The organism is Streptomyces sp. NPDC029526, from assembly GCF_040637405.1.
Classification (GTDB): Bacteria; Actinomycetota; Actinomycetes; order Streptomycetales; family Streptomycetaceae; genus Streptomyces.
This window is the reverse complement of the sequence record NZ_JBEZWE010000023.1, coordinates 55,201-78,132: the sequence shown is the minus strand read 5'-3', so window position 1 is coordinate 78,132 and position 22,932 is coordinate 55,201. Positions and strand designations below refer to the sequence as shown.

The following is a 22,932-nucleotide window of genomic DNA, read 5'->3' as shown; positions in this document are numbered from 1 at the left end:
GTTGAGACTTCGAACACCTCCCTCAACGGCGCGGGTGCCTCGTGCGTTGTGCCCTCGCCGCTGTCACCCCATCGGTGGCCACTCTGAAAACGCTCAGTGAGATACCGACAGGTCGACCACTGGCTGAGGTGCTAGCCGTGCAGATCCTTCGGCATCGTTCCTGGCCTGTGTTCGCCTGGGCTCCGTTCGATGCTCTCCCCTTCTTCCTGTGCCTGGCCCCTCGCAGCGGTGGCGGTGGGGCGAGGGGCGCTGCTGTAGGCGCTGGGAACGATCGGTCCGGGCCACCGGGGAGCTTCGGCGCACGTGTGCGTCCAGATCGACAACTCCCACGGTCCCGACTTCCTTGGTGAGCAGGTGCAGTTGGCCAAGTACCGCGCCCACTTGGACTGGACCGAACGTGTCGCCCTGTCACGGGAGGCGTCACGCGACGTTGTCCGGGACATCGTCAACGGCCTGTGAGGAGACCCCGATGGACGACATCAGCTGGGAAAAGCCCTTCTGTGGCGAAGGCGCGAGCTGCTTCCGCCTCGGCACCGACTCCCGAAGCAACGCCTACATAGCCATAGCCGGACAGGAGGACCAGTACGTCACCGACAGCGGTGAAGCGCTCCGCTCCCTGATCCTGGACATCAAGGCGGGGAAGGCCGATCACCTACTCTGAGCGGGGCGGCGGGGCGGCGGGTCCTCATTCGAGGGAGGTCTTTCGTGCGACGTCTCCGCCCATGGCGCCTGGCCGGCCCCGCGCGGTCTGGTGACGTGGTCGGTCAACCGGTGCCGGTTCTTCGGGGGCTGGGATTTTCGGGCGGACTTTGACGCCTGCTTCGGCCGGGGCCGCTGAGCAGCAGCCACAGCGCGGTGAGCAGGACGGAGGCGAGGCCCCAGCTGGCCACGACATCCAGTGGCCAGTGCTAGCCGCGCCGCACGAGCCCGTACGACACACCGAGCACGAGGGCGGCGCAGACGGTGACGAGGACGCGGCGGGCCGTGGCCGTGCGCAGCCGGGGCAGAAGCACGAGCGCCGCGGCACCGTAGGCGACGGCTGCGGTGACCATGTGCTCGGAGGGGAAGTAGCCGGTCCCGGGCGGTACGGCCGCTTGCCGTGCCGGGACGTCCACGCCTTGAGCGGCACGACGAACACCGGCACCAGCATCTTCAACCCCACCGCGCCGAGGGGTGCCGGCCACCACCGGTCCCAGCTGCGGCCCGCGCCCGCCAGGCCGCGTACCCGGGCACCGCCTCATCTTCAACCCCACCGCGCCGAGGGGTGCCGGCCACCACCGGTCCCAGCTGCGGCCCGCGCCCGCCAGGCCGCGTACCCGGGCACCGCCCCAGCACCGGGACCGCGACCTGCACGTTCCCGAGATCGGCGAGCAGCTCGGAGCCCTGGTCCGGGTTCAACAGAGCATCGCTGATGTCCCGGTCCACGCTTGGCAGTGCCCATGGCTGACGACCTGCCAGTGATCAGCGAGAGGAGCAGAGCCGAACGACCGACGAGCCGGACGAGCAGGAGGGAGACGCGGTAGAGGATACGCGCACAGCTTCGCAGGTGCGGCAATGCCGAAGGGCCGACGCAAGGGGGGGGAGCTGCGTCGGCCCTACGGGGAGCGGGCGGCTTGTCGCCGTCCGCTCGGACCGGAACGCCGCGCGCCCCGGGGGGTGTGGGGCGGGCGACCGTCCGATCGTGAGGAGACCCGGAACTCAGGGCTCCGGCTGTGTGCGCGAGGGCACGACCAGGTCGAAGCTGGGGAGGCCCCGGCCTGTGCCGCCCGCAGTGCCCTGCGGGCGGGGTGTATCTCTCATCCGGTACGAACCTACGGCAGGGGGTGGGCCCGCGACAGGGGAACGGGCCCCCTGTCATCCACCTCGCACACGTTCTTCACACGCTCTGCCGCCCGCGGCCGGACGGTCCGGCCGCGGGTCGCCCACCTGCCCGGACGCACGCTCACCTGTGCGGCGACGCGGGCCGCGCGCGGCGTCCTCAGACGCGGGCGAACGCCTGCTCGATGATGTCCATGCCCTCGTTCAGCAGGTCCTCGCCGATGACCAGCGGCGGCAGGAAGCGCAGCACGTTGCCGTAGGTGCCGCAGGTCAGGACCAGCAGGCCCTCCTGGTGGCACGCCTTGGCCAGCGCGGCGGTCGCCTCCGGGTGCGGCTCCTTGGTGGCGCGGTCCTTGACCAGCTCGATGGCGATCATCGCGCCCCGGCCGCGGACGTCGCCGATGACGTCGAACTTCTCGGCCATGGCGGTCAGGCGGGCCTTCATGACCGCCTCGATGTTCTTCGCCCGGGCGTTGAGGTCCAGCTCCTTCATCGTCTCGATGGAGCCGAGCGCGCCCGCGCACGCCACCGGGTTGCCGCCGTAGGTGCCGCCGAGGCCGCCGGAGTGTGCGGCGTCCATGATCTCGGCGCGGCCGGTGACGGCGGCGAGCGGCAGGCCGCCGGCGATGCCCTTGGCCGTGGTGATCAGGTCCGGGACGATGCCCTCGTCCTCGCAGGCGAACCACTGGCCGGTGCGGCAGAAGCCGGACTGGATCTCGTCGGCGACGAAGACGATGCCGTTGTCGGTGGCGAACTTGCTGATCGCCGGCAGGAAGCCCTTGGCCGGCTCGATGAAGCCGCCCTCGCCGAGCACCGGCTCGATGATGATCGCGGCCACGTTCTCCGCCCCGACCTGCTTGGAGATCTGGTCGATCGCCTGCGCGGCGGCCTCCGGGCCGGCGTTCTCCGCACCCGTCGGCCAGCGGTAGCCGTAGGCCACCGGGACCCGGTAGACCTCGGGCGCGAACGGGCCGAAGCCGTGCTTGTACGGCATGTTCTTCGCGGTCAGCGCCATCGTGAGGTTGGTCCGGCCGTGGTAGCCGTGGTCGAAGACCACGACCGCCTGGCGCTTGGTGTACGCCCGCGCGATCTTGACGGCGTTCTCGACGGCCTCCGCGCCGCTGTTGAACAGCGCCGACTTCTTGGCGTGGTCGCCCGGGGTCAGCTCGGCCAGCGCCTCCGCGACGGCCACGTAGCCCTCGTAGGGCGTGACCATGAAACAGGTGTGCGTGAAGTCGGCGAGCTGGGCCGAGGCGCGGCGGACGACGGCCTCGGCGGAGGCGCCGACGGAGGTCACGGCGATGCCGGAACCGAAGTCGATCAGCCGGTTGCCGTCGACGTCCTCGATGATGCCGCCGCCCGCCCGCGCGGTGAACACGGGCAGCACCGAGCCCACGCCCTGCGCGACCGCGGCGGTACGGCGGGCCTGCAGCTCCTGCGACTTCGGGCCGGGGATGGCTGTGACGACGCGGCGCTCCTGCGGAAGTGCGGTCATGCGGGGCTCCTGGGGGTGAAGACGGACGCTTTCCTCTTTTCTCGCAGGCTAGGGCGGCCACGGGGGCCTGGGCATGCTCCATGTGGGCGTTGTCGGGGGGACCGGCTTGTCCGCGGTGGACATGGCGCCGCCGGGGCTCGAGTCCGGGCGCGGCGCACCCGCAGCGGCCGGACCCGGCCGCGTATGCGGTGAACTCGCCCTGCCGGGGCGTTAGATTGGCTCGCTGACGGTGACGAGAGCGGCTGGTCAGGGGGCAGGGCGATGGACAGCGACGGGACCCAGGACGCGCGGGGCACGCACGCAAAGCCCGTACCGCGCCCGGCGGGCCCTCCGGACATGCCCGCGGTGCCGCCGCGGCCGGCCCGTGCACCAGGGATGCCGCCGCTGCCGGACGGGTCCGCGTTCCTGGCCTGGCTGCGCACGCCCCGCCCGGAGGCCCTGCCCGGCGTGTGGCGGTTCGGGCACCGGCCGCGCCCGGAGGAGGAACCGGAGCAGGTGCCCGGACGGCAGCTGCTGAGCGGGGCGCTGATCGCGTTCCTGGTCGGCTGGCTGATCTGGTCGCTGCTGTGGAACGGCTACCTGGGCGGCTGGTGGCTGCTGCCGCTCTACGCGATGATCCCGGACTCCTGGGCCGAGCCGCACAGCTTCGGCGCCGTCGTCGCCGTCTACACCTACTACGTGCTCATCGCCGGAGCCATCATGGTCGGCGTCGGACGGCTCGGCCGCTTCGGCGAGATCTGGCGGCGCTACGGCCCGCCGGCCTGGCGCCGGACCCCCCGCGAGGAGCCGCGACCGGCCGCCCCGGAGGCCGACCCCGCCACCTGGCCGGCGCTCCGCGCCGCCGGTGCCGTCGACGCCGCCGAACGACTCGCCGCCGACGCGCGGGCCGGGCTGATGCGGGACGTCGACCACGCCCGGATCACCCGCGCCTGGCAGGGCGTGCGCACCGGCCGCCACGACCTGGCCACCTTCACCGCCGCCGTGACCGAGGCGGGCGCCGCCGCCTGCCCGCACCCCTCGGGCGCCCGCGACCTGCCCGCCCGGCAGGCCCGGCACGACCTGGTCACCGGCCAGGTGCGCCTGGGCACCACCGCGGAGGACCCCCGCAACCCGTACGTGTACCGCGGCACCGGCCTCGCTCTCGGCCCCGACCTGCTCGGTACGTCCCTGCTCGCCGTCGGCCCGGCCGGTTCCGGCAAGACCGGGCGGCTCGTGCGGCCCGTGGCCGAGTCGCTGTGCCTGCACGCGCTGGCCGGACGGGCCGCCGTGGTCGTGGTCGGAGCCGCGGGAGCGGGGCTCGGCCCGGCCGACGCGTACGACGTCGTCGTGCGAATCGGCAACCCGGACTCGGTGTACGACCTCGATCTGTACGGCGGCATCACCGACCCCGACGAGGCCGCCGCCGTGCTCGCCGAGGGACTCACCGGGGACCTGGCCGAGCCGCACCCGGGCAGCGACAGCCGCCGCTCCACCACGGTCCTCGCCCAGCTCCTCGGGCCGTTCCGCGCCGTGCACGGGCGTTTCCCGTCCGTCCCCGAACTGCGGCAGCTGCTCGACGGCGCCCCCGGGCCGCTGGCCGCCCTGCGTCAAGGGCTGACGGAGGCGGGACAGGACTCGCTGCTGCGCGAACTCGACGCCCGGGAACGGCAGATGGCGCACCCCGGAGACGTGGGCGGGGTGCTCGCCGACCGGGTGGCGCTGCTCGACCGGCCCGCCTTCGCCGGGTTCTTCGACACCTCCGGGCAGTCCCGGCCGTTCTCCCTGAAGGCGCTGGACCACCCGGTGCGGGTGCGCATCGACCTGCCCGAACGCGGCCACGCGGACGCCTCCCGGATGCTGGCCCGGCTGGTCCTCGCGCAGTTCACCGCGAGCGTGACGGTGCGCGAGGACCGGTCCCTGTTCGCCTGCCTGGTGCTGGACGACGCCACCGGGCTGGTGACGCCGGAGTCGGTGCGCGGCATCCAGCGGCTGCGGTCGGCCAACGCCGGCGCGGTGCTGACCCTGCGCACCCTGGACGACGTGCCCCGGCCGCTGCGCGGGCCGCTGCTCGGGGCCATCGGGTGCAGGGTGGCCCTGGCCGGGCTCACCCCGTGGGACGGGCAGGACTTCGCCGAGGTGTGGGGCAAGGAGTGGACGGAGGCCCGGGACGTCACCGACCGGCAGATCATCGCCGAGAGTGCGGCGGGCAAGGCGTGGCACGGCCTGCGCCGGGTGATCACCGGCCGGGCGCCGACCGCGCGGGCGGTCACCGTCCGCCAGGTCGAACGGGAACGGTGGTCCGCGTCGGAGCTGGCCCACGCGGTACCGCCGGGGCACGCGGTGCTGTCGCTGACCGACGTCCGGGGTGAGCACGCGCCGCCGCTGCTGGTCGACCTGCGGGGGTGAGCCGGGCGCCGGTGGGACCGGCCACCCGGAGAGACCGCCCACCGGGGGACCGGCGCCCCGGGGGAGACCGCCCACCGGCGGGACCCGCACCCCGGGGGACCGGCATCCCGGGGAGAGCCGGCCACCGGCGGGACCGGCACCCCGGGGGAGAGCCGGGCCCCAGGGCGGGACCGGCATCCCGGGAGGGCCGGCCACCGTACAGTGAGGCAGAATCGAACCACGACCTTCATACAGGACGGCCAACAGATCCTCGTCCCTCCGGTCGCTGCCGGACGCCTGCGGATCGCTGCCGGCCGGTCGGTGCCGGACGCGTCGCCGTGTGACGCGGCACGGTGTTCGGCGCCCCGTGCCGACCGGCCGGCTCACCGACCCGTCGGCAGTCCGGCCCCTCCCGTTCCGCCCCACCGACGCAGACCCGAAGGCTCAAGCCCCATGCCCCTGACGCTCGCCTCGCTCGTGCACCACACCGCGCTGAAGCTGACCGTCCGCGCGGGGGAGGACCGTCTCGACGTGCCCGTCCGCTGGGCCCACGCCAGCGAACTCGCCGACCCGGTGCCCTACATGGAGGGCGGGGAGCTGCTGCTGATCACCGCCCTGAAGCTGGACGCCGAGAACCCGGAGGCCATGCGCCGCTACGTGAAGCGGCTGGCCGGGGCCGGCGTCGTCGGGCTGGGCTTCGCCGTCGGCGTGCACTACGAGGACATCCCGGAAGCGCTCGTCGACGCCGCCCGCGCGGAGGGCCTGCCCCTGCTGGAGGTGCCGCGCCGCACGCCGTTCCTCGCGATCAGCAAGGCCGTCTCCGCCGCCATCGCCGCCGACCAGTACCGCGCGGTGACCGCCGGGTTCGCCGCCCAGCGGGAACTGACCCGGCACGCCCTCAGCGACGGACCCGAGGGTCTGCTCGCCGCCCTCGCCTCCCAGGTCGACGGATGGGCGGCTCTCTACGACGCCTCGGGGGCCGTGGTCGCGGCGGCACCGGACTGGGCCGGCCGGCGCGCCGCCCGCCTCACCGCGGACGTCCAGCGGCTGCGGGAACGGCCCGCGCCCGCCTCCGCGGTCGTCGCCGGACCCGAGGGCGAGGACCGTGACGACCGCGTCGAACTGCACTCCCTGGGCACCGGCCGGCGCCCCCGCGCGGCCCTCGCCGTCGGCACGGCCGCCGCCCTCGGCACCGCAGAGCGCTACGCCCTGCACTCCGCCATCGCCCTGCTGACCCTCACGACGGAACGCTCCCGCTCCCTGCACGCCGCCGAACAGCGCATCGGCGCCGCCGTCCTGCGCATGCTGCTCGCCGGACAGCCCGACCACGCCCGCGCGGTGGCCGGCGACCTGTACGGGGACCTGCTCGACGCGCCCTTCCGGATCGTCGTCGCCGAGACCGTGCCGGCGCCCGGCGGTGTCCACGACCGCGGCGACACCGGCACCGACGCCCTCGGCGCCCTCACCGAGGCCGTGGAGTCCGCCGCCGCCCGGTCCGGCGAGGCGGTCCTCGTCGTCCCCGAGGGGGAGCGGCTGGTGATACTGGCCACCGACGGCGGCGCCGCCGTGACCGCCTGCTGCGACCACGCCGCCGCCCAGGAGGCCGCCCGCACCGGCGGCCCGGCCCGGCCCCTCGGCGGCCCCGACCAGGGCGACCTCGTCGTGGGCCTGTCCGCCCCCGCCGGACCGATCGCCGCCGCCACCGCCTACAAGCAGGCCGGGCAGGCCCTGTCGGTGGCCCGGCGGCGCGGCCGGGCCCTGGTCGAGCACGAGCAGATGGCCGCTGGGTCCGTCCTCCCGCTGCTCGCCGACGACGCGGTCCGGGCCTTCGCCGACGGACTGCTGCGGGCCCTGCGCGACCACGACGCGACCGGGCGAGGCGACCTCGTGGCCTCGCTCCGTGCCTGGCTCTCCCGCCACGGCCAGTGGGACGCCGCCGCGGCCGACCTGGGCGTGCACCGCCACACCCTGCGCTACCGCATGCGCCGCGTCGAGGAGATCCTCGGCCGCTCCCTGGACGACCCGGACGTCCGCATGGAGCTGTGGCTGGCGCTGAAAGCCACGTCGGCGGAGCCGGCGGACTGAGGCGCCGGTGCCCGCACCCCTGCCGGCCCCGGCGGGGGAGAGGTGCCAAAGCGGCGCGGCCGCTCACCCGACTGCTACGACTCGGACAAACGACCGCCCACCGGCCCGCCCCTACCGTGGTTCTCACCGATCCATGCATCCACTCACACGCGGAAGGGCCGGGACTCCATGACTTCCACCCACGCCTTCTGGCTCGCCGGCCGCCAGGCCACCGGCGAGGCCGCCTTCGACGTCACCTCCCCCTGGGACGGCCGGGTCGTCGGCACCGTCAGCGTGCCCACCGACGCCCAGGTCGAGGAGGCCGTGGCCGCCGCGTACGCCGTGCGGGACGCCTTCGCCGCCACCCCCGCCCACGTCCGGGCCGCCGCCCTGGACCACGTCAGCCGCCGCCTCGTGGAGCGCACCGAGGAGATCGCGCTGCTGATCTCCGCCGAGAACGGCAAGCCGGTCAAGTGGGCGCGCGGCGAGGTCGGCCGGGCCGTCTCCGTGTTCCGCTTCGCCGCCGAGGAGGCCCGCCGGTTCAACGCCGGCGAGGCCCAGCGGCTCGACACCGACGCCGGCGGCCAGGGCCGCCTCGCCTTCACCCGCCGCTTCCCCAAGGGCGTGGTCCTCGGCATCGCGCCGTTCAACTTCCCGCTGAACCTGTGCGCCCACAAGATCGCCCCGGCCATCGCGGCCGGCGCGCCGATCGTCCTCAAGCCCGCCCCGGCGACCCCACTGTCCGGGCTGATCCTCGGCGAGCTGCTCGCCGAGACCGACCTGCCCGCCGGCTCCTGGAGCATCCTGCCGGTCCCCAACGACCGCATGCCCGCCCTGGTGCGGGACGAGCGGCTGCCGGTGATCTCCTTCACCGGCTCCGAGCAGGTCGGCTACGCGATCATGGACTCGGTGCCGCGCAAGCACTGCACCCTGGAACTCGGCGGCAACGGCGCGGCCGTCGTCCTCGCCGACTTCGCGAGCGACGAGGACCTCGACCGGGCGGCGGGCCGCATCGCCACCTTCTCCAACTACCAGGGCGGCCAGTCCTGCATCTCCGTGCAGCGGGTCATCGCCGACGCCTCCGTGTACGACCGGCTGCTGCCGCGCATCGTCGCCGCCGTCGAGGCCCAGGTGACCGGTGACCCGAACGACGACCGGACCGACGTCGGCCCGCTGGTCAGCGAGGACGCCGCCAAGCGGGTCGAGGCGTGGGTGGACGAGGCGGTCGCGGCGGGCGCCACGCTGCACACCGGCGGCAAGCGGGACGGCGCCTCGTACGCGCCGACCGTGCTGACCGACGTGCCGGCCGACGTCACCCTCTCCTGCGAGGAGGTCTTCGGCCCCGTTCTGACCGTGCAGAAGGTGGACGGCGAGGCCGCCGCCTTCGACGCCGTCAACGACTCCAAGTACGGACTCCAGGCAGGCGTGTTCACCCACGACCTGCAGACCGCCTTCCGGGCCCACCGCGCCCTGGAGGTCGGCGGCGTGGTCATCGGCGACGTGCCGTCCTACCGCGCCGACCAGATGCCGTACGGCGGCACGAAGCAGTCCGGCGTGGGCCGCGAGGGCGTTCGCTTCGCGATGGACGACTACACCTACGAGCGCGTGATGGTGCTGACCGGCCTCGACCTCTGAGCCCGTCCGTCCCGTCCGCCGGGGCCCGGCACCGGAGAACCCTCCGGCGCCGGGCCCTCGGTCGCTCCCGGGCCGCCGGGCGGTCCCCGGCGGGGCCGCACGGACGGGGACCGGTATGGGCCGAACGGGCGCACGAAGGGTGGTGGGGCCGCGACGGATCCGGTACATACGATCGGGTAGCACCAGTCGGTAACGCACCCACTCCCCCCGATTCGCGGCGAGGTGAGCCTCATGTCCGCAACACCCGCAACACCCCCGGTTCCGTCTTCCCCCACCGTCACCGAACGTGAGGCCCGCCAGGTCGCGGAGGCGGCCCGGGAACAGGACTGGCGCAAGCCCAGCTTCGCCAAGGAACTGTTCCTCGGCCGCTTCCGCCTCGACCTGATCCACCCGCACCCGCTGCCCGCCGACGAGGCCGCCCAGCGCGGCGAGGAGTTCCTCGCCAAACTGCGCGACTTCTGCGAGACGAAGATCGACGGCGCCCTGATCGAGCGCGAGGCGCGGATCCCGGACGAGGTGATCACCGGGCTCAAGGAGCTCGGCGCCCTCGGCATGAAGATCGACACCAAGTACGGCGGCCTCGGCCTCACCCAGGTCTACTACAACAAGGCGCTCGCCCTGGTCGGCTCCGCCAGCCCGGCGATCGGCGCGCTGCTCTCCGCCCACCAGTCGATCGGCGTCCCGCAGCCCCTGAAGATGTTCGGCACCCGGGAGCAGCGGGAGACGTTCCTGCCGCGCTGCGCGCGCACCGACATCTCGGCGTTCCTGCTCACCGAGCCGGACGTCGGCTCCGACCCGGCCCGCCTCGCCACCACCGCCGTGCCCGAAGGCGACCATTACGTGCTCGACGGTGTGAAGCTGTGGACCACCAACGGCGTGGTCGCCGACCTCCTGGTGGTCATGGCCCGGGTGCCGAAGTCCGAGGGGCACCGCGGCGGCATCACCGCCTTCGTCGTCGAGGCCGGCTCCGAGGGCATCACCGTGGAGAACCGCAACGCCTTCATGGGCCTGCGCGGCCTGGAGAACGGCGTCACCCGCTTCCACCGGGTCCGGGTGCCCGCGGCCCACCGCATCGGCGAGGAGGGCCAGGGACTCAAGATCGCGCTCACCACCCTCAACACCGGCCGGCTGTCCCTGCCCGCGATGTGCGTCGGCGCCGGGAAGTGGTGCCTGAAGATCGCCCGCGAGTGGTCGGCCGCCCGGGAGCAGTGGGGCAAGCCGGTGGCGCTGCACGAGGCGGTCGGTTCCAAGATCTCCTTCATCGCCGCCACCACCTTCGCCCTGGAAGCGGTCCTCGACCTGTCCTCGCAGATGGCCGACGAGGACCGCAACGACATCCGCATCGAGGCCGCCCTCGCTAAGCTGTACGGCTCGGAGATGGCCTGCCTGATGGCCGACGAGCTGGTCCAGGTCCGCGGCGGACGCGGCTTCGAGACCGCCGACTCCCTCCGGGCGCGCGGCGAACGGGCGGTCCCCGCCGAGCAGTTGCTGCGGGACCTGCGCATCAACCGTATCTTCGAGGGCTCCACCGAGATCATGCACCTGCTGATCGCGCGGGAGGCGGTCGACGCGCACCTGTCCGTCGCCGGTGACCTGATCGACCCCGAGAAGTCCCTCGGCGACAAGGCCCGGGCGGGCGCCGGCGCGGGCGTCTTCTACGCCAAGTGGCTGCCCCGGCTGGTCGCCGGGCCGGGACAGCTCCCCGGCTCCTACGGCGACTTCAAGCACGCGGTCGACCTCTCCACGCACCTGCGGTACGTCGAACGCACCTCCCGCAAGCTGGCCCGCTCCACCTTCTACGCCATGTCCCGCTGGCAGGGGAGGATGGAGACCAAGCAGGGCTTCCTCGGCCGGATCGTCGACATCGGCGCCGAACTGTTCGCCATGAGCGCCGCCTGCGTCCGCGCCGAACTGCTGCGCCGCCGGGACGAGAACGGCCGCGAGGCGTACCAGCTCGCCGACGCCTTCTGCCGCCAGTCCCGCATCCGCGTCGAGGAGCTGTTCGGTCGGCTGTGGACCAACACCGACGACCTGGACCGCAAGGTCGTCAAGGGCGTCCTGTCCGGCACCTACGCCTGGCTGGAGCAGGGCGTCGTCGACCCCTCCGGGGACGGCCCCTGGATCGCGGACGCCTCCCCCGGCCCGAGCACGAAGGAGAACGTGCACCGGCCGATCCGCTGACCGGCCACCCCGGCCCGAGCACGAAGGGGAACGTGCATCGGCCGATCCGCTGACCGCCTGCCGACCGCCTGCCCCGCCCCGCACGGCGGCCGGAGCACGAGGACACGGAAACCGGCTGCCGGGGCGGGACCCGGCAGCCGGCGCGACCGGACACAATAGAGCCCATGACCGACGCTCCAGCTCCCCTGGCCGATCCCCATCTGGTGTACGACCCCGTTGCCGGGGACGGCCCCAAGGACGTGGTGATCCTCGGCTCCACCGGGTCGATCGGCACCCAGGCCATCGACCTCGTGCTGCGCAACCCCGACCGCTTCCGGGTCACCGCCCTGTCCGCCCACGGCAGCCGGACCGGCCTCCTCGCCGAGCAGGCCCACCGGCTGCGGGTGCGCACGGTCGCCGTCGCCCGCGAGGACGCCGTACCGGCGCTGCGGGAGGCGCTGTCCGCGCGGTACGGGGCCGGGGAGCCGCTGCCCGAGATCCTCGCCGGGCCCGACGCGGCCACCCAGGCCGCCGCCTCGCCCGCCCACACCGTCCTCAACGGCATCACCGGCTCCATCGGCCTCGCCCCGACCCTCGCCGCCCTGGAGGCGGGCCGCACCCTCGCGCTCGCCAACAAGGAGTCGCTCATCGTCGGCGGGCCGCTCGTCAAGGCGCTGGCGAAGCCCGGTCAGATCATCCCGGTGGACTCCGAGCACGCCGCACTGTTCCAGGCGCTCGCCGCGGGCACCCGCGCCGACGTCCGCAAGCTGGTCGTCACCGCCTCCGGAGGCCCCTTCCGCGGCCGGACCCGGGCGGAGCTGGCCGACGTCACCGTGGAGGACGCCCTCGCCCACCCCACCTGGGCGATGGGGCCGGTGATCACCATCAACTCGGCGACGCTCGTCAACAAGGGCCTGGAAGTCATCGAGGCGCACCTGCTCTACGACATTCCCTTCGACCGCATTGAGGTCGTCGTGCACCCGCAGTCGTATGTCCACTCGATGGTTGAGTTCACGGACGGATCGACACTGGCCCAGGCGACGCCCCCCGACATGCGGGGGCCCATCGCCATCGGCCTCGGCTGGCCCGAAAGGGTCCCCGACGCGGCCCCGGTCTTCGACTGGAGCAAGGCGTCCACCTGGGAGTTCTTCCCCCTGGACAACGAGGCGTTCCCCTCGGTGAACCTCGCCCGGCACGTGGGCGAGCTCGCCGGGACGGCGCCGGCGGTGTTCAATGCCGCCAACGAGGAGTGCGTGGAGGCCTTCCGGTCCGGCACGTTGCCGTTCAACGGCATCATCGAGACCGTCACGCGGGTGGTCGAGGAACACGGCACCCCGCGGCCGGGAACCTCGCTGACCGTGTCGGACGTCCTCGAAGCGGAGACCTGGGCCCGGACGCGGGTCCGGGAACTGACCGACCGGACGGCGAGCGCGGAGGCGCGTGCATGACGACCCTGATGTTCTTCCTCGGCATAGTCGTCTTCGCGGTCGGCCTGCTGGTCTCCATCGCCTGGCACGAGCTGGGCCACCTGTCGACGGCCAAGATGTTCGGCATCCGGGTGCCGCAGTACATGGTCGGCTTCGGGCCCACCCTCTGGTCCCGGCAGCGGGGCGAGACCGAGTACGGCGTGAAGGCGATCCCGTTCGGCGGCTACATCCGCATGATCGGCATGTTCCCGCCCGGCCCCGACGGACGGCTGGAGGCCCGCTCCACCTCCCCGTGGCGCGGCATGATCGAGGACGCCCGCTCGGCGGCCTTCGAGGAACTGCAGCCCGGCGACGAGAAGCGCCTGTTCTACACGCGCAAGCCGTGGAAACGGGTCATCATCATGTTCGCCGGCCCCTTCATGAACCTGATCCTCGCCGTGGCGCTGTTCCTGACCGTCCTGATGGGCTTCGGGATCCAGCAGCAGACCACCACCGTCAGCTCCGTCTCGCCGTGCGTCATCTCCCAGAGCGAGAACCGCGACACCTGCAAGGCCGGCGACCCCGAGTCCCCGGCCGAGGCGGCCGGCCTGAAGGCGGGCGACCGGATCGTCGCCTTCGACGGCGTGCGCACCGAGGACTGGGCCACGCTCTCTGACCTCATCCGGGACAGCGCCGGCCAGCAGGTGCCGATCGTCGTCGACCGCGGAGGCCAGGAGGTCGCCCTCCAGGCGAAGATCGCCACCAACCTGGTCGCCAAGAAGGACGGCAACGGCACCTACGTCGAGGGCGAGTACGTCAAGGCCGGCTTCCTCGGCTTCAGCGCGGCCACCGGCGTCGTCAAGCAGGACCTCGGCGACTCCGTGGTCTGGATGACCGACCGGGTCGGCGACGCCGTCGACTCCCTCGCCGCCCTGCCGTCGAAGGTCCCCGCCCTGTGGGACGCGGCCTTCGGCGACGGACCGCGCGAGCCCGACTCCCCGATGGGCGTCGTGGGGGCGGCCCGGGTCGGCGGTGAGATCGCCACGCTGGAGATCCCCGCCTCCCAGCAGATGGCCATGTTCGTGATGCTGCTCGGCGGCTTCAACCTCTCCCTGTTCCTGTTCAACATGCTCCCGCTGCTGCCGCTCGACGGCGGGCACATCGCGGGCGCGCTGTGGGAGTCGCTGCGCCGCAACCTGGCCCGGGTCCTGCGCCGGCCCGACCCCGGACCGTTCGACGTCGCGAAACTGATGCCGGTGGCCTACGTGGTGGCCGGGATCTTCGTCTGCTTCACGCTGCTCGTCCTCGTCGCCGACGTGGTCAACCCGGTCCGCATCTCCTAGGGCCTTTCGTTGCCTGGCCGGGCCCCGGCCGGACACCCGTCACCCGCCGTTCACGACGGCCCGGAACCGCCCCGTTCCGGGCCGTCGTCCTTTGGGTGGGTTTAGGGGCGTGATGTGCCCGGCCGCGCGCCCGTACCGTAATCTCGGGACCCGGAGCCCGCTGCTCACCGGGAGCCGGACCTTGATCCACGACTTGGGGTTGCACTGCAGATGACTGCGATTTCTCTCGGCATGCCGTCCGTTCCGATCAAGCTGGCCGAGCGCCGCAGGAGCCGCAAGATCCAGGTCGGGTCGGTGGCGGTGGGCGGTGACGCGCCGGTGTCGGTGCAGTCGATGACGACGACGCGGACGTCGGACATCGGGGCGACGTTGCAGCAGATCGCGGAGCTGACGGCGTCGGGGTGCCAGATCGTGCGGGTGGCGTGTCCGACGCAGGACGACGCGGACGCGTTGTCGGTGATCGCGAGCAAGTCGCAGATCCCGGTGATCGCGGACATCCACTTCCAGCCGAAGTACGTGTTCGCGGCGATCGAGGCCGGGTGCGCGGCGGTGCGGGTGAATCCGGGCAACATCAAGAAGTTCGACGATCAGGTCAAGGAGATCGCGAAGGCGGCGGGGGAGCGGGGGACGCCGATCCGTATCGGGGTGAACGCGGGCTCGCTGGACCGGCGGCTGCTGCAGAAGTACGGGAAGGCCACCCCGGAGGCGCTGGTGGAGTCGGCGCTGTGGGAGGCGTCGCTGTTCGAGGAGCACGGGTTCCGGGACATCAAGATCTCGGTGAAGCACAACGACCCGGTCGTGATGATCGAGGCGTACCGGCAGCTGGCGGCGCAGTGTGATTACCCGCTGCACCTGGGGGTGACGGAGGCGGGTCCGGCCTTCCAGGGGACGGTGAAGTCGGCGGTGGCGTTCGGTGCGCTGTTGTCGCAGGGGATCGGGGACACGATCCGGGTGTCGTTGTCGGCGCCGCCGGTGGAGGAGATCAAGGTCGGGAACCAGATCCTGGAGTCGCTGGGGTTGCGGCAGCGGGGTCTGGAGATCGTCTCCTGCCCGTCGTGCGGGCGGGCGCAGGTGGATGTGTACAAGCTGGCCGAGGAGGTCACCGCCGGTCTGACCGGCATGGAGGTGCCGCTGCGGGTCGCGGTCATGGGCTGTGTGGTGAACGGTCCGGGTGAGGCGCGGGAGGCCGATCTGGGGGTGGCGTCGGGCAACGGCAAGGGGCAGATCTTCGTCAAGGGCGAGGTCATCAAGACGGTGCCGGAGTCGAAGATCGTCGAGACTCTGATCGAGGAGGCGATGAAGATCGCCGAACAGATGGAGAAGGACGGCATCGCCTCGGGCGAGCCCCAGATCTCCGTCGCCGGCTGACCCCGCCGCCCCCGCCCGCGAACGCGTCCCGGCCGGACGGGGAGGAGCCCCGCGGCCCCGCCGACGGCACCGACGCCCCGCGGCGACACGGCCCTTCCGGCCGCGGAGCAAGCGGAACCGGCACGCCTCCGGACCGGCCCGGGCCGACTCCCGGCGCCGGACCGGAGGCGCGTTCCGAGCCGAACGGGTACGCGTTCCGGGCGGGACCGGTACGCGTTCCGAGCCGGACGGGTACGCGTTCCGGGGCGCGCTGCGGCGGGCCCGCACGCCCAGCACGATCCGCGGAGCGGGCTGCGGGAAGGCACCGGCACGATGCGGCGCGGCACCGGCTCCGCAGGTACAGTGCGGAAACCAGCAGACCCCAGTGTGTGAGGCCCCCGCGCGTGTTGACGCAGACCACCTCCCGGGTCCTCGAACCGAGTGACCTGGACGCCGCTCTCGCGGTGCTCGACCGCGAGCCGGTCGCCAACGCCTTCGTGACGTCCCGGGTGCAGGTCGCCGGCCTGGATCCCTGGCGGCTCGGCGGCGAGATGTGGGGCTGGTACGAGGGCGGCATGCTGACCTCCCTGTGCTACGCGGGCGCCAACCTCGTCCCCATCTGTGCCACCCCCCGGGCCGTGCGCGCCTTCGCCGACCGGGCCCGCCGGGCCGGCCGCCGCTGCTCCTCCATCGTCGGCCCGGCCGAACCCACCGCCGAGCTGTGGCGGCTGCTGGAACCCCAGTGGGGCCCCGCCCGCGAGGTCCGCCGCTGCCAGCCGCTCATGGTCACCGACCGCATGCCCGCCGACCTCGCCCCGGACCCCTACGTGCGCCGCGTCCGCAAGGACGAGATGGAACGGATCATGCCGGCCTGTGTCGCCATGTTCACCGAGGAGGTCGGCATCTCCCCGCTGGCCGGCGACGGCGGACTGCTGTACCAGGCCCGGGTCGCGGAGCTCGTCGGGGCGGGACGTTCCTTCGCGCGCTTCGACGCCGACGGCAACGTCGTGTTCAAAGCGGAGATCGGCGCCGCCACCGACCGCGCCTGCCAGATCCAGGGCGTCTGGGTGGCCCCCGAGTACCGCGGCACCGGCGTCGCCGCCCCCGGCATGGCCGCCGTCCTGCGGTACGCCCTCGCCGACGTCGCCCCGGTGGTCAGCCTCTACGTCAACGACTTCAACACCCCCGCCCGCCGCACCTACCGGCGGGTGGGCTTCGAGGAAGTCGGCGCGTTCATGAGCGTGCTGTTCTGAGACGGCCGGGCGACCCCTCCGGACCGGCCCCGACGCCCTGTAGTCTCCCCGCATGCTGCGCTTTCCCGGTCACGGCCGACCCGACGCCGACGACATCGTGATCGGCCCCCTCGACCTCCCGGCCCACGTCGACGCGGCCCTGGCCGTCCAGGCGGCGGCGTTCGGGCTCGGCCCCGACGAGGTGGCCGTACGCCGGCAGATCGTCCTGCGCCACATGACGCTCCCGGGGGCCCGGGCGTTCGGCGCCACCACCGCCTCCGGGCGCCTGGTCGGCTTCGTCTACGGCATGCCCAACGACCGCGGCCACTGGTGGTCCACCGTCGTGGAGCCCTACCTGCGCGCCCTCGGCCACGGGGACTGGCTCGACGACTCCTTCGTCATCACCGAGCTGCACGTCCACCCGCGGCACCAGCAGCACGGCATCGGCCGGGCCCTGATCACCACGATCACCGACGGCGCCGACGAACCCCGCTCGATCCTCTCGGCGATCGACGTGGAGAGCCCCGCCCGCGGCCTGTACCGCTCCCTCGGCTACCAGGACCTGGCCCGCCGGGTCCACTTCCCCAGCGCCACCAAGCCCTACGCCGTGATGGGCGCCCCCCTGCCCCTGCTGCGCCCCTGACGAGGCCGGTCCATAACCGATTTCCACCGCCCCGTCCCGCCCGGCTAACCTCTCGTCATCACCTTCCCCCCTCTCGGCTGCGTTCGAGCCGGGGGACCCCCAGCAGCAGGAGTGACGAGAACCATGGCGAACGCACCGGTCCAGCGCATGTCCCAGTTGATGGCGAAGACGCTGCGCGACGACCCGGCGGACGCCGAGGTCCTCAGCCACAAGTTGCTGGTCCGCGCGGGCTACGTGCGCCGCACCGCCGCCGGCATCTGGAGCTGGCTGCCGCTGGGGAAGAAGGTCCTCGCCAACGTCGAGCGCGTCGTCCGCGAGGAGATGGACGCCATCGGCGCCCAGGAGGTGCTGCTGCCCGCCCTGCTGCCGCGCGAGCCCTACGAGGCGACCGGCCGCTGGGACGAGTACGGCGGCGAGCTGTTCCGCCTGAAGGACCGCAAGGGCGGCGACTACCTCCTCGGCCCGACGCACGAGGAGATCTTCACCTTGCTGGTGAAGGACCAGGCGTCCTCCTACAAGGACCTGCCGGTGATCCTCTACCAGATCCAGACCAAGTACCGCGACGAGGCCCGGCCCCGGGCGGGCATCCTGCGCGGCCGTGAGTTCCTGATGAAGGACTCCTACTCGTTCGACGTCACCGACGAGGGACTCGGCGAGTCCTACGCCCTGCACCGGCAGGCGTACCAGCGCATCTTCGAGCGGCTGGGCCTGGACTACCGGATCTGCGCGGCCACCGCCGGCGCGATGGGCGGCTCCAAGTCCGAGGAGTTCCTGGCCCCGGCCGAGGCCGGGGAGGACGTGTTCGCCGACTGCCCGAACTGCGACTTCGCCGCGAACACCGAGGCGATCACCTACGAGGTGCGGCCGGTCGACGCGGCGGACGTGCCCGCGGCCGAGGACATCCCGACGCCCGACACCCCCACCATCGAGACCCTCGCCGCCTCGCTCGGCGTCCCGGCCTCCGCGACCCTGAAGAACCTGCTGGTCAAGGTGGACGGCGAGATCGTGGCCGTGGGCGTGCCCGGCGACCGCGAGGTCGACATGGGCAAGCTGGAGGCGCACTTCGCGCCCGCCGAGGTCGAACTGGTCACGGAGGCGGACTTCGCGGCCCGCCCCGAGCTGGTCCGCGGCTACGTCGGCCCGCAGGGCCTGGAGAAGGTCCGCTACCTCGCCGACCCCCGCGTGGCGCCCGGCACGGCCTGGATCACGGGCGCGAACAAGGCCGACACGCACGCCAAGAACGTGGTCGCCGGCCGTGACTTCGAGGTCGACGCCTACGTGGACGTCGTGGTGGTGCAGGAGGGCGACCCCTGCCCGAAGTGCGGCACCGGCCTGCGGCTGGACCGCGCCATCGAGATCGGCCACATCTTCCAGCTCGGCCGCAAGTACACCGACGCCCTCAAGCTGGACGTGCTCGGCCAGAACGGCAAGCCGGTCCGCGTCACCATGGGGTCCTACGGCATCGGCGTCTCGCGCGCGGTCGCGGCGCTCGCCGAGCAGCACGCCGACGACAAGGGCCTGATCTGGGCCAAGGAGGTCGCGCCCGCCGACGTGCACGTGGTGGCCGCGGGCAAGGCGCTGCAGACCGAACTCGCCCTGGACGTCTCGGAGAAGCTCGCCGCGGCCGGGGTGCGGGTCCTGGTCGACGACCGTGCGGGCGTCTCCCCGGGCGTGAAGTTCACCGACTCCGAGCTGATCGGTGTCCCGCAGATCCTGGTCGCCGGACGCCGTGCCGCCGAGGGCGTGGTGGAGCTGAAGGACCGCCGCACCGGTGAGCGGGAGGAGCTCACGGTCGAGGAGGCCGTGGCCCGTCTGACCGCCCTCTGACCCGGCCCGGCGGGTCGCCTCCGGCCGGCTCGGCCGGGCCGGAGGCGACGCCGGACGGGACTGCCCGGTCGCGCGGCGCACGCCGTGGACCGGACCTCACGCCGGGGTCAGCAGACGCCGGCCGTGACCGGTTGTTCGGTGAGGCCGACGGGAAGGTCGATGCGCGCACCGCAGAAGCACAGCAGTGCGGTGCCGGAGCCCTCCGGCGCTCCCAGGTCGATCGTCAGCAGGGCCCGCAGTTCCCGGAGCACCTCCCGGGCCCGGGAGCCCCGCGCCACCAGGACGCTGACCTCGTCGGGGTCCCACACAACGATGTCCGGCAGATCGTCCGCCACGAAAACGTGGATGCACATGACTGTCTCCCCAGGGATGCACAACGGCATGAAATTCCGCTTCGGGAGGCCAGCGGCCACCCGATGGTATCGGTGCTCTGGGCCACCTGTGGGGTTTTTGGTGCAATCGTCGGCCGTCGGGCCGATGTGACGCCTGGGATCACGACATCCGGCTGACCTGGAGCATGGCTTCGGCGTCCTTGATCAGCGCGCGCTGCCGTGCCTCGGGGAGCTGGCGGTAGAGCTTGAGCAGCCGGGCCTCGCGCTCGTCGCGGCCCGGTCCGGGCACCGGCCGCCCAACGGCCTCGAAGAACTCCTTGGGCGTCGTCCGCACGCCCCACCGCCGGAACACCTCGACCATGGCCCGCAGGCGTTCCGGGGGGATCCGCGAGGTGCCCCGGGTGCGGTTCATCCAGGCGTTGAGCGTCTGGTAGGAGATGTCCGCCTCCCGTGCCAGGTCCTTCTGGCTCCGGCCGGGGACCTGCGCGAGGAGGCGCTCGAGCAGCGCTGCGAGATCCTCGCCCGGCCGGTCCAGGTCGTCGCCGGGGGTGGAGGAGGTGGGGGAGGGCGTCTCGCGGTTCGTCACGCGTCAGAGGATCGGCCATGGCCATCTACAAGCGCAAGTAGATCGCAGATCGTCGCAGGACCGTATGGTGTGCGCCCGCGCGCGTGAGCCGCCCGCGCACAACCTCCGGATCCCGTACGCCCCGTAAACCGAGTATGCCCCGGGTACCTTGACACGATCTACATCTACACGGAGACTGTAGACGGCTTCGGGGGGTCGGACATCGGCCGGGCCGGTGGTGGACGGGCGTGCGTCCGGGCTGCCCCGGCCGGGGCCTCCTCGGGTGGTGGGGCCCACGCGAAGTGTCACACAAGAATCTACATCCACATGAAGATTGCAGGCGGGTCCGCCGCGCCCTGTCCTGCGCACCCGCGAGGCGCCGCACACCGGGCGCCCGCCCGTGACCCGACGTAGAAGGAGTACCGACCGTGTCCTTACACACCGGCAGGGGGACCACCCCGGAGCCCGCGTGGCTCGCTCGTGCCCGCACCGGGGACAGGGAGGCGTTCGCCCACCTCTACCGCGAGCACTACGGATTCGTGTACCGCTATCTGCTGTGCCGCACCCGCGACCGTCACCTGGCCGAAGACCTGACCCAGGAGGTGTTCGCCCGCGCCCTGCGCACCATCGGCGGCTTCGCCTGGCGGGGCACGGACCCCGTCGCCTGGCTCACCATCATCGCCAGGAACCTGCACCTCGACGAGGTGGGCCGCAGCCGCACCCGCCGGGAGACCCTCGTCGCCGAGTTCGGCGACCCGGTGCAGCCCGGCCCCGGCACCGAGTCGCTGGTGCTGCGCGAACTGGACGCGATCGAGGCCGGCGAGACCGTGCGCCGCGCGCTGGGCACCCTCGCCCCGCCCCAGCGGCACTGCGTCGAACTGCGCTTCCTCGGCGGGCTGTCGGCCGAGGAGACCGCACACGCCATGGGCCGGACCGTCGGCGCCGTCAAGGCGCTGACCCACCGCGCCATGCACAAACTCCGCTGGGCGGCGGGAGTGATGCCCTCGTGAACGAACGCCCCCTGCACGCCGTCGACGGCCACCTCCCCGTGGCGTACGACCCCCTCCCCACCGGCGAGGCACACGCCTACGCGGCGGACGCCCATCTCCCTCCCGCGGACGGGCACGGTTACGCGGCGGACGCCCACCTTCCCGTCGTGGACGGGCACGGTTACGCGGCGGACGCCTCCCTCCCCGCTGCGGACGGGCACGCCCAGGCGGCGGACGGTGCCCTCCGGCTCGTCGACGGGCATCCCTGGGCCGTCGTCGACGGACGCACCCACCCCGAGGGCGGACGGACCTATCCCGAGGGCGGTCGGACCTATCCCGAGGGCGGACACATCCACCCCGAGGACGGACACCCGCACGCCGCGGACGGCTTCCCCGAGCACGCCCGCGCCGATGCCCCCGTCGACGTCCGCACGGTGTCCGTCGTCCGCGTGACCGTGACGGCCTGCCGGCACGACCACGTCCTCGACGTCCACCTCCCGGACGCCCCGGCGGCGCTCCCCGCCGGACTCCTGGAGTTCCCCGTCCGGACCCTGCCGAGCCCGGCGGGCCACCTCCACGTCCTGCCCGGCGGCGGCGGAACGGAACACCTTGCCCCTGCCCCGGCACGGGCCCCGACCGCCACCCCGGAGCAGGACGCCGCCGCCCGCGCCCGGGCCGTGGCGCGGGCCGTCGAGCGTGAGGTCGGCACCCACCCGGACGTGCACGGTGTCCGGGCGGACGGCGACACCGTGCGGGTCCTCCTCGGGCTCGCGCCCCCGTACCCGCGCTGGGACGCCTGGTGCGCCTACTTCGGAGTCACCGTGTCCGGCGAGGCGTTCGGCCCCCGTACGCTCGCCGGCGAAGGCCGGCGCGACGGGGTCCGGGTGACCGTCGTCGCCCGCGGCCCGGACCGCCCCCACGGGGACGGTGCGGGCGGGACGGCCGAGCGGACCTACCGGCACGGCGGCACCACCTACGACCTGACGCTCCCGCACCGGGACGCGCACGGGGAGACCTGGTACTTCCAGGGCCTGCGCACCCCCGACGGGATGCCCCTGATGTCGGTGGACGGCCGCCCGGAGCGCTGCTCCCTGGCCAACGTCGCCGAGTACGCCGGCCCCCTCACCCCCGTCCGCGGCGTCCCGCACGACGAGGAGGACCGATGAGCCCCCGGGCAGCCGTGGGGGCTGCCGGACGGCGTCCCGGCGGCCTGCTCGGGCGGCTCCTGCGGCACCGCTCGGCCCGCCGCCGGGAGACCGAGGACCGGCTGCGCCTCCAGCACGAACTGTCCGTCAGCAGACAGCGGCTGGCCCGGTGGCAGCAGCACGCCGACTCCTACGAACGCCAGTTGGGCCGCGTGCAGCGGGAGCGGGCCCACCTCCTCGCCTGGCTCGCGGCGCTGCACCCGGCCAGCGCGGTCCTCACGCCCCTCACCGGCCCCGGCCAGGGACCGCAGGGCGCGTACCGCCTGTGCCTGGTCGCCGGGGGCTGGCACCTGTCGTGGCGGATAGCGCCGGGCGACCTCGCCCTGTTCGCCCACGTGCCCCCCGGGCCGGAACCCGTCCCGCACCCGGCGCCGGACGGCGACGCCCCCGACCAGGACGCGGTCATCCGCCGCCACACGCAGCTGCTGGCCTGCGAAGGAACCCTGTCGGCCGGTTTCGCCGCCGCGGCCGGACGGCAGGCACCGGGGCCCCCGGCCGGTTTGTGAG

Annotated in this window: 18 protein-coding genes and 1 pseudogene; 15 read left to right on the top strand and 4 right to left on the bottom strand. The window is 73.3% G+C overall.

What is annotated here, in order from left to right; translation table 11 throughout:
* The first annotated feature begins 303 nt into the window (after nucleotides 1–303).
* Nucleotides 304–459 (top strand): hypothetical protein, encoded by a 156-nt coding sequence (locus tag AB0F01_RS29100; protein ID WP_362101730.1) that lies wholly within the window; start codon nucleotides 304–306, stop codon nucleotides 457–459.
* Nucleotides 460–469: 10 nt separating this feature from the next.
* On the top strand, nucleotides 470–661 hold the full coding sequence (locus AB0F01_RS29095; protein WP_362101727.1) for a hypothetical protein: 192 nt from the start codon (nucleotides 470–472) through the stop codon (nucleotides 659–661).
* A 103-nt stretch (nucleotides 662–764) separates the two neighbouring features.
* On the opposite strand, the pseudogene AB0F01_RS29090 reads toward AB0F01_RS29095, so the two are convergent.
* Both AB0F01_RS29090 and gabT read right to left on the bottom strand, forming a co-directional pair.
* Nucleotides 765–1,150: pseudogene (locus AB0F01_RS29090) on the bottom strand (phosphatase PAP2 family protein); the annotation flags it as partial.
* 828 nt (nucleotides 1,151–1,978) lie between these two features.
* Nucleotides 1,979–3,313: a 4-aminobutyrate--2-oxoglutarate transaminase gene (gene gabT / locus AB0F01_RS29085; RefSeq protein ID WP_362101724.1), complete on the bottom strand. Its 1,335-nt coding sequence runs from the start codon at nucleotides 3,311–3,313 to the stop codon at nucleotides 1,979–1,981.
* 261 nt (nucleotides 3,314–3,574) lie between these two features.
* Here gabT and AB0F01_RS29080 point away from each other — a divergent pair, with 261 nt between their 5' ends.
* The 10 genes from AB0F01_RS29080 (at nucleotide 3,575) to AB0F01_RS29035 (ending at nucleotide 19,334) form a co-directional block, all read left to right on the top strand.
* Nucleotides 3,575–5,698, top strand: coding sequence for an ATP-binding protein (locus AB0F01_RS29080; protein WP_362101722.1), 2,124 nt, complete (start codon nucleotides 3,575–3,577; stop codon nucleotides 5,696–5,698).
* A gap of 432 nt (nucleotides 5,699–6,130) precedes the next feature.
* Nucleotides 6,131–7,762: a PucR family transcriptional regulator gene (locus tag AB0F01_RS29075; protein WP_362101720.1), complete on the top strand. Its 1,632-nt coding sequence runs from the start codon at nucleotides 6,131–6,133 to the stop codon at nucleotides 7,760–7,762.
* A 168-nt stretch (nucleotides 7,763–7,930) separates the two neighbouring features.
* Entirely contained in the window at nucleotides 7,931–9,376 is a 1,446-nt protein-coding gene (locus tag AB0F01_RS29070; protein WP_362101717.1) for an aldehyde dehydrogenase family protein, read from the top strand.
* Between the two features lie 231 nt (nucleotides 9,377–9,607).
* Entirely contained in the window at nucleotides 9,608–11,557 is a 1,950-nt protein-coding gene (locus AB0F01_RS29065; protein ID WP_362101715.1) for an acyl-CoA dehydrogenase family protein, read from the top strand.
* Between the two features lie 164 nt (nucleotides 11,558–11,721).
* Nucleotides 11,722–12,984: a 1-deoxy-D-xylulose-5-phosphate reductoisomerase gene (gene dxr, locus AB0F01_RS29060; protein WP_362101713.1), complete on the top strand. Its 1,263-nt coding sequence runs from the start codon at nucleotides 11,722–11,724 to the stop codon at nucleotides 12,982–12,984.
* A gap of 8 nt (nucleotides 12,985–12,992) precedes the next feature.
* On the top strand, nucleotides 12,993–14,285 hold the full coding sequence (locus AB0F01_RS29055; protein WP_362101738.1) for a site-2 protease family protein: 1,293 nt from the start codon (nucleotides 12,993–12,995) through the stop codon (nucleotides 14,283–14,285).
* 210 nt (nucleotides 14,286–14,495) lie between these two features.
* Entirely contained in the window at nucleotides 14,496–15,653 is a 1,158-nt protein-coding gene (gene ispG, locus AB0F01_RS29050) for a flavodoxin-dependent (E)-4-hydroxy-3-methylbut-2-enyl-diphosphate synthase (RefSeq protein ID WP_362101710.1), read from the top strand.
* Nucleotides 15,654–16,036: 383 nt separating this feature from the next.
* Nucleotides 16,037–16,885, top strand: coding sequence for a GNAT family N-acetyltransferase (locus AB0F01_RS29045; protein WP_362101708.1), 849 nt, complete (start codon nucleotides 16,037–16,039; stop codon nucleotides 16,883–16,885).
* Between the two features lie 52 nt (nucleotides 16,886–16,937).
* Entirely contained in the window at nucleotides 16,938–17,507 is a 570-nt protein-coding gene (locus AB0F01_RS29040; protein WP_362101706.1) for a GNAT family N-acetyltransferase, read from the top strand.
* A gap of 123 nt (nucleotides 17,508–17,630) precedes the next feature.
* Complete coding sequence (locus AB0F01_RS29035) at nucleotides 17,631–19,334, top strand: proline--tRNA ligase (protein WP_362101703.1); 1,704 nt, start codon at nucleotides 17,631–17,633, stop codon at nucleotides 19,332–19,334.
* A gap of 107 nt (nucleotides 19,335–19,441) precedes the next feature.
* Here AB0F01_RS29035 and AB0F01_RS29030 read toward each other — a convergent pair whose 3' ends face one another.
* Both AB0F01_RS29030 and AB0F01_RS29025 read right to left on the bottom strand, forming a co-directional pair.
* The gene (locus AB0F01_RS29030) at nucleotides 19,442–19,687 is read right to left on the bottom strand and encodes a hypothetical protein (RefSeq protein ID WP_362101700.1); all 246 of its coding nucleotides are present in this window, start codon (nucleotides 19,685–19,687) and stop codon (nucleotides 19,442–19,444) included.
* A 139-nt stretch (nucleotides 19,688–19,826) separates the two neighbouring features.
* Nucleotides 19,827–20,252, bottom strand: a complete 426-nt coding sequence (locus AB0F01_RS29025; protein WP_362101697.1) for a helix-turn-helix transcriptional regulator — start codon at nucleotides 20,250–20,252, stop codon at nucleotides 19,827–19,829.
* A 407-nt stretch (nucleotides 20,253–20,659) separates the two neighbouring features.
* Here AB0F01_RS29025 and AB0F01_RS29020 point away from each other — a divergent pair, with 407 nt between their 5' ends.
* The 3 genes from AB0F01_RS29020 to AB0F01_RS29010 are packed head-to-tail and all read left to right on the top strand — an operon-like array spanning nucleotide 20,660 to nucleotide 22,931.
* Nucleotides 20,660–21,241 (top strand): sigma-70 family RNA polymerase sigma factor, encoded by a 582-nt coding sequence (locus tag AB0F01_RS29020; RefSeq protein WP_362101695.1) that lies wholly within the window; start codon nucleotides 20,660–20,662, stop codon nucleotides 21,239–21,241.
* A complete protein-coding gene (locus AB0F01_RS29015) occupies nucleotides 21,238–22,386 on the top strand; it encodes a BN159_2729 family protein (RefSeq protein WP_362101692.1) in 1,149 nt (382 codons plus the stop codon). Before AB0F01_RS29020 ends, AB0F01_RS29015 begins: the two co-directional genes overlap by 4 nt.
* Complete coding sequence (locus AB0F01_RS29010; RefSeq protein ID WP_362101689.1) at nucleotides 22,383–22,931, top strand: hypothetical protein; 549 nt, start codon at nucleotides 22,383–22,385, stop codon at nucleotides 22,929–22,931. The genes AB0F01_RS29015 and AB0F01_RS29010 overlap by 4 nt, the downstream gene beginning before the upstream one ends.
* Nucleotide 22,932 lies beyond the last annotated feature (1 nt).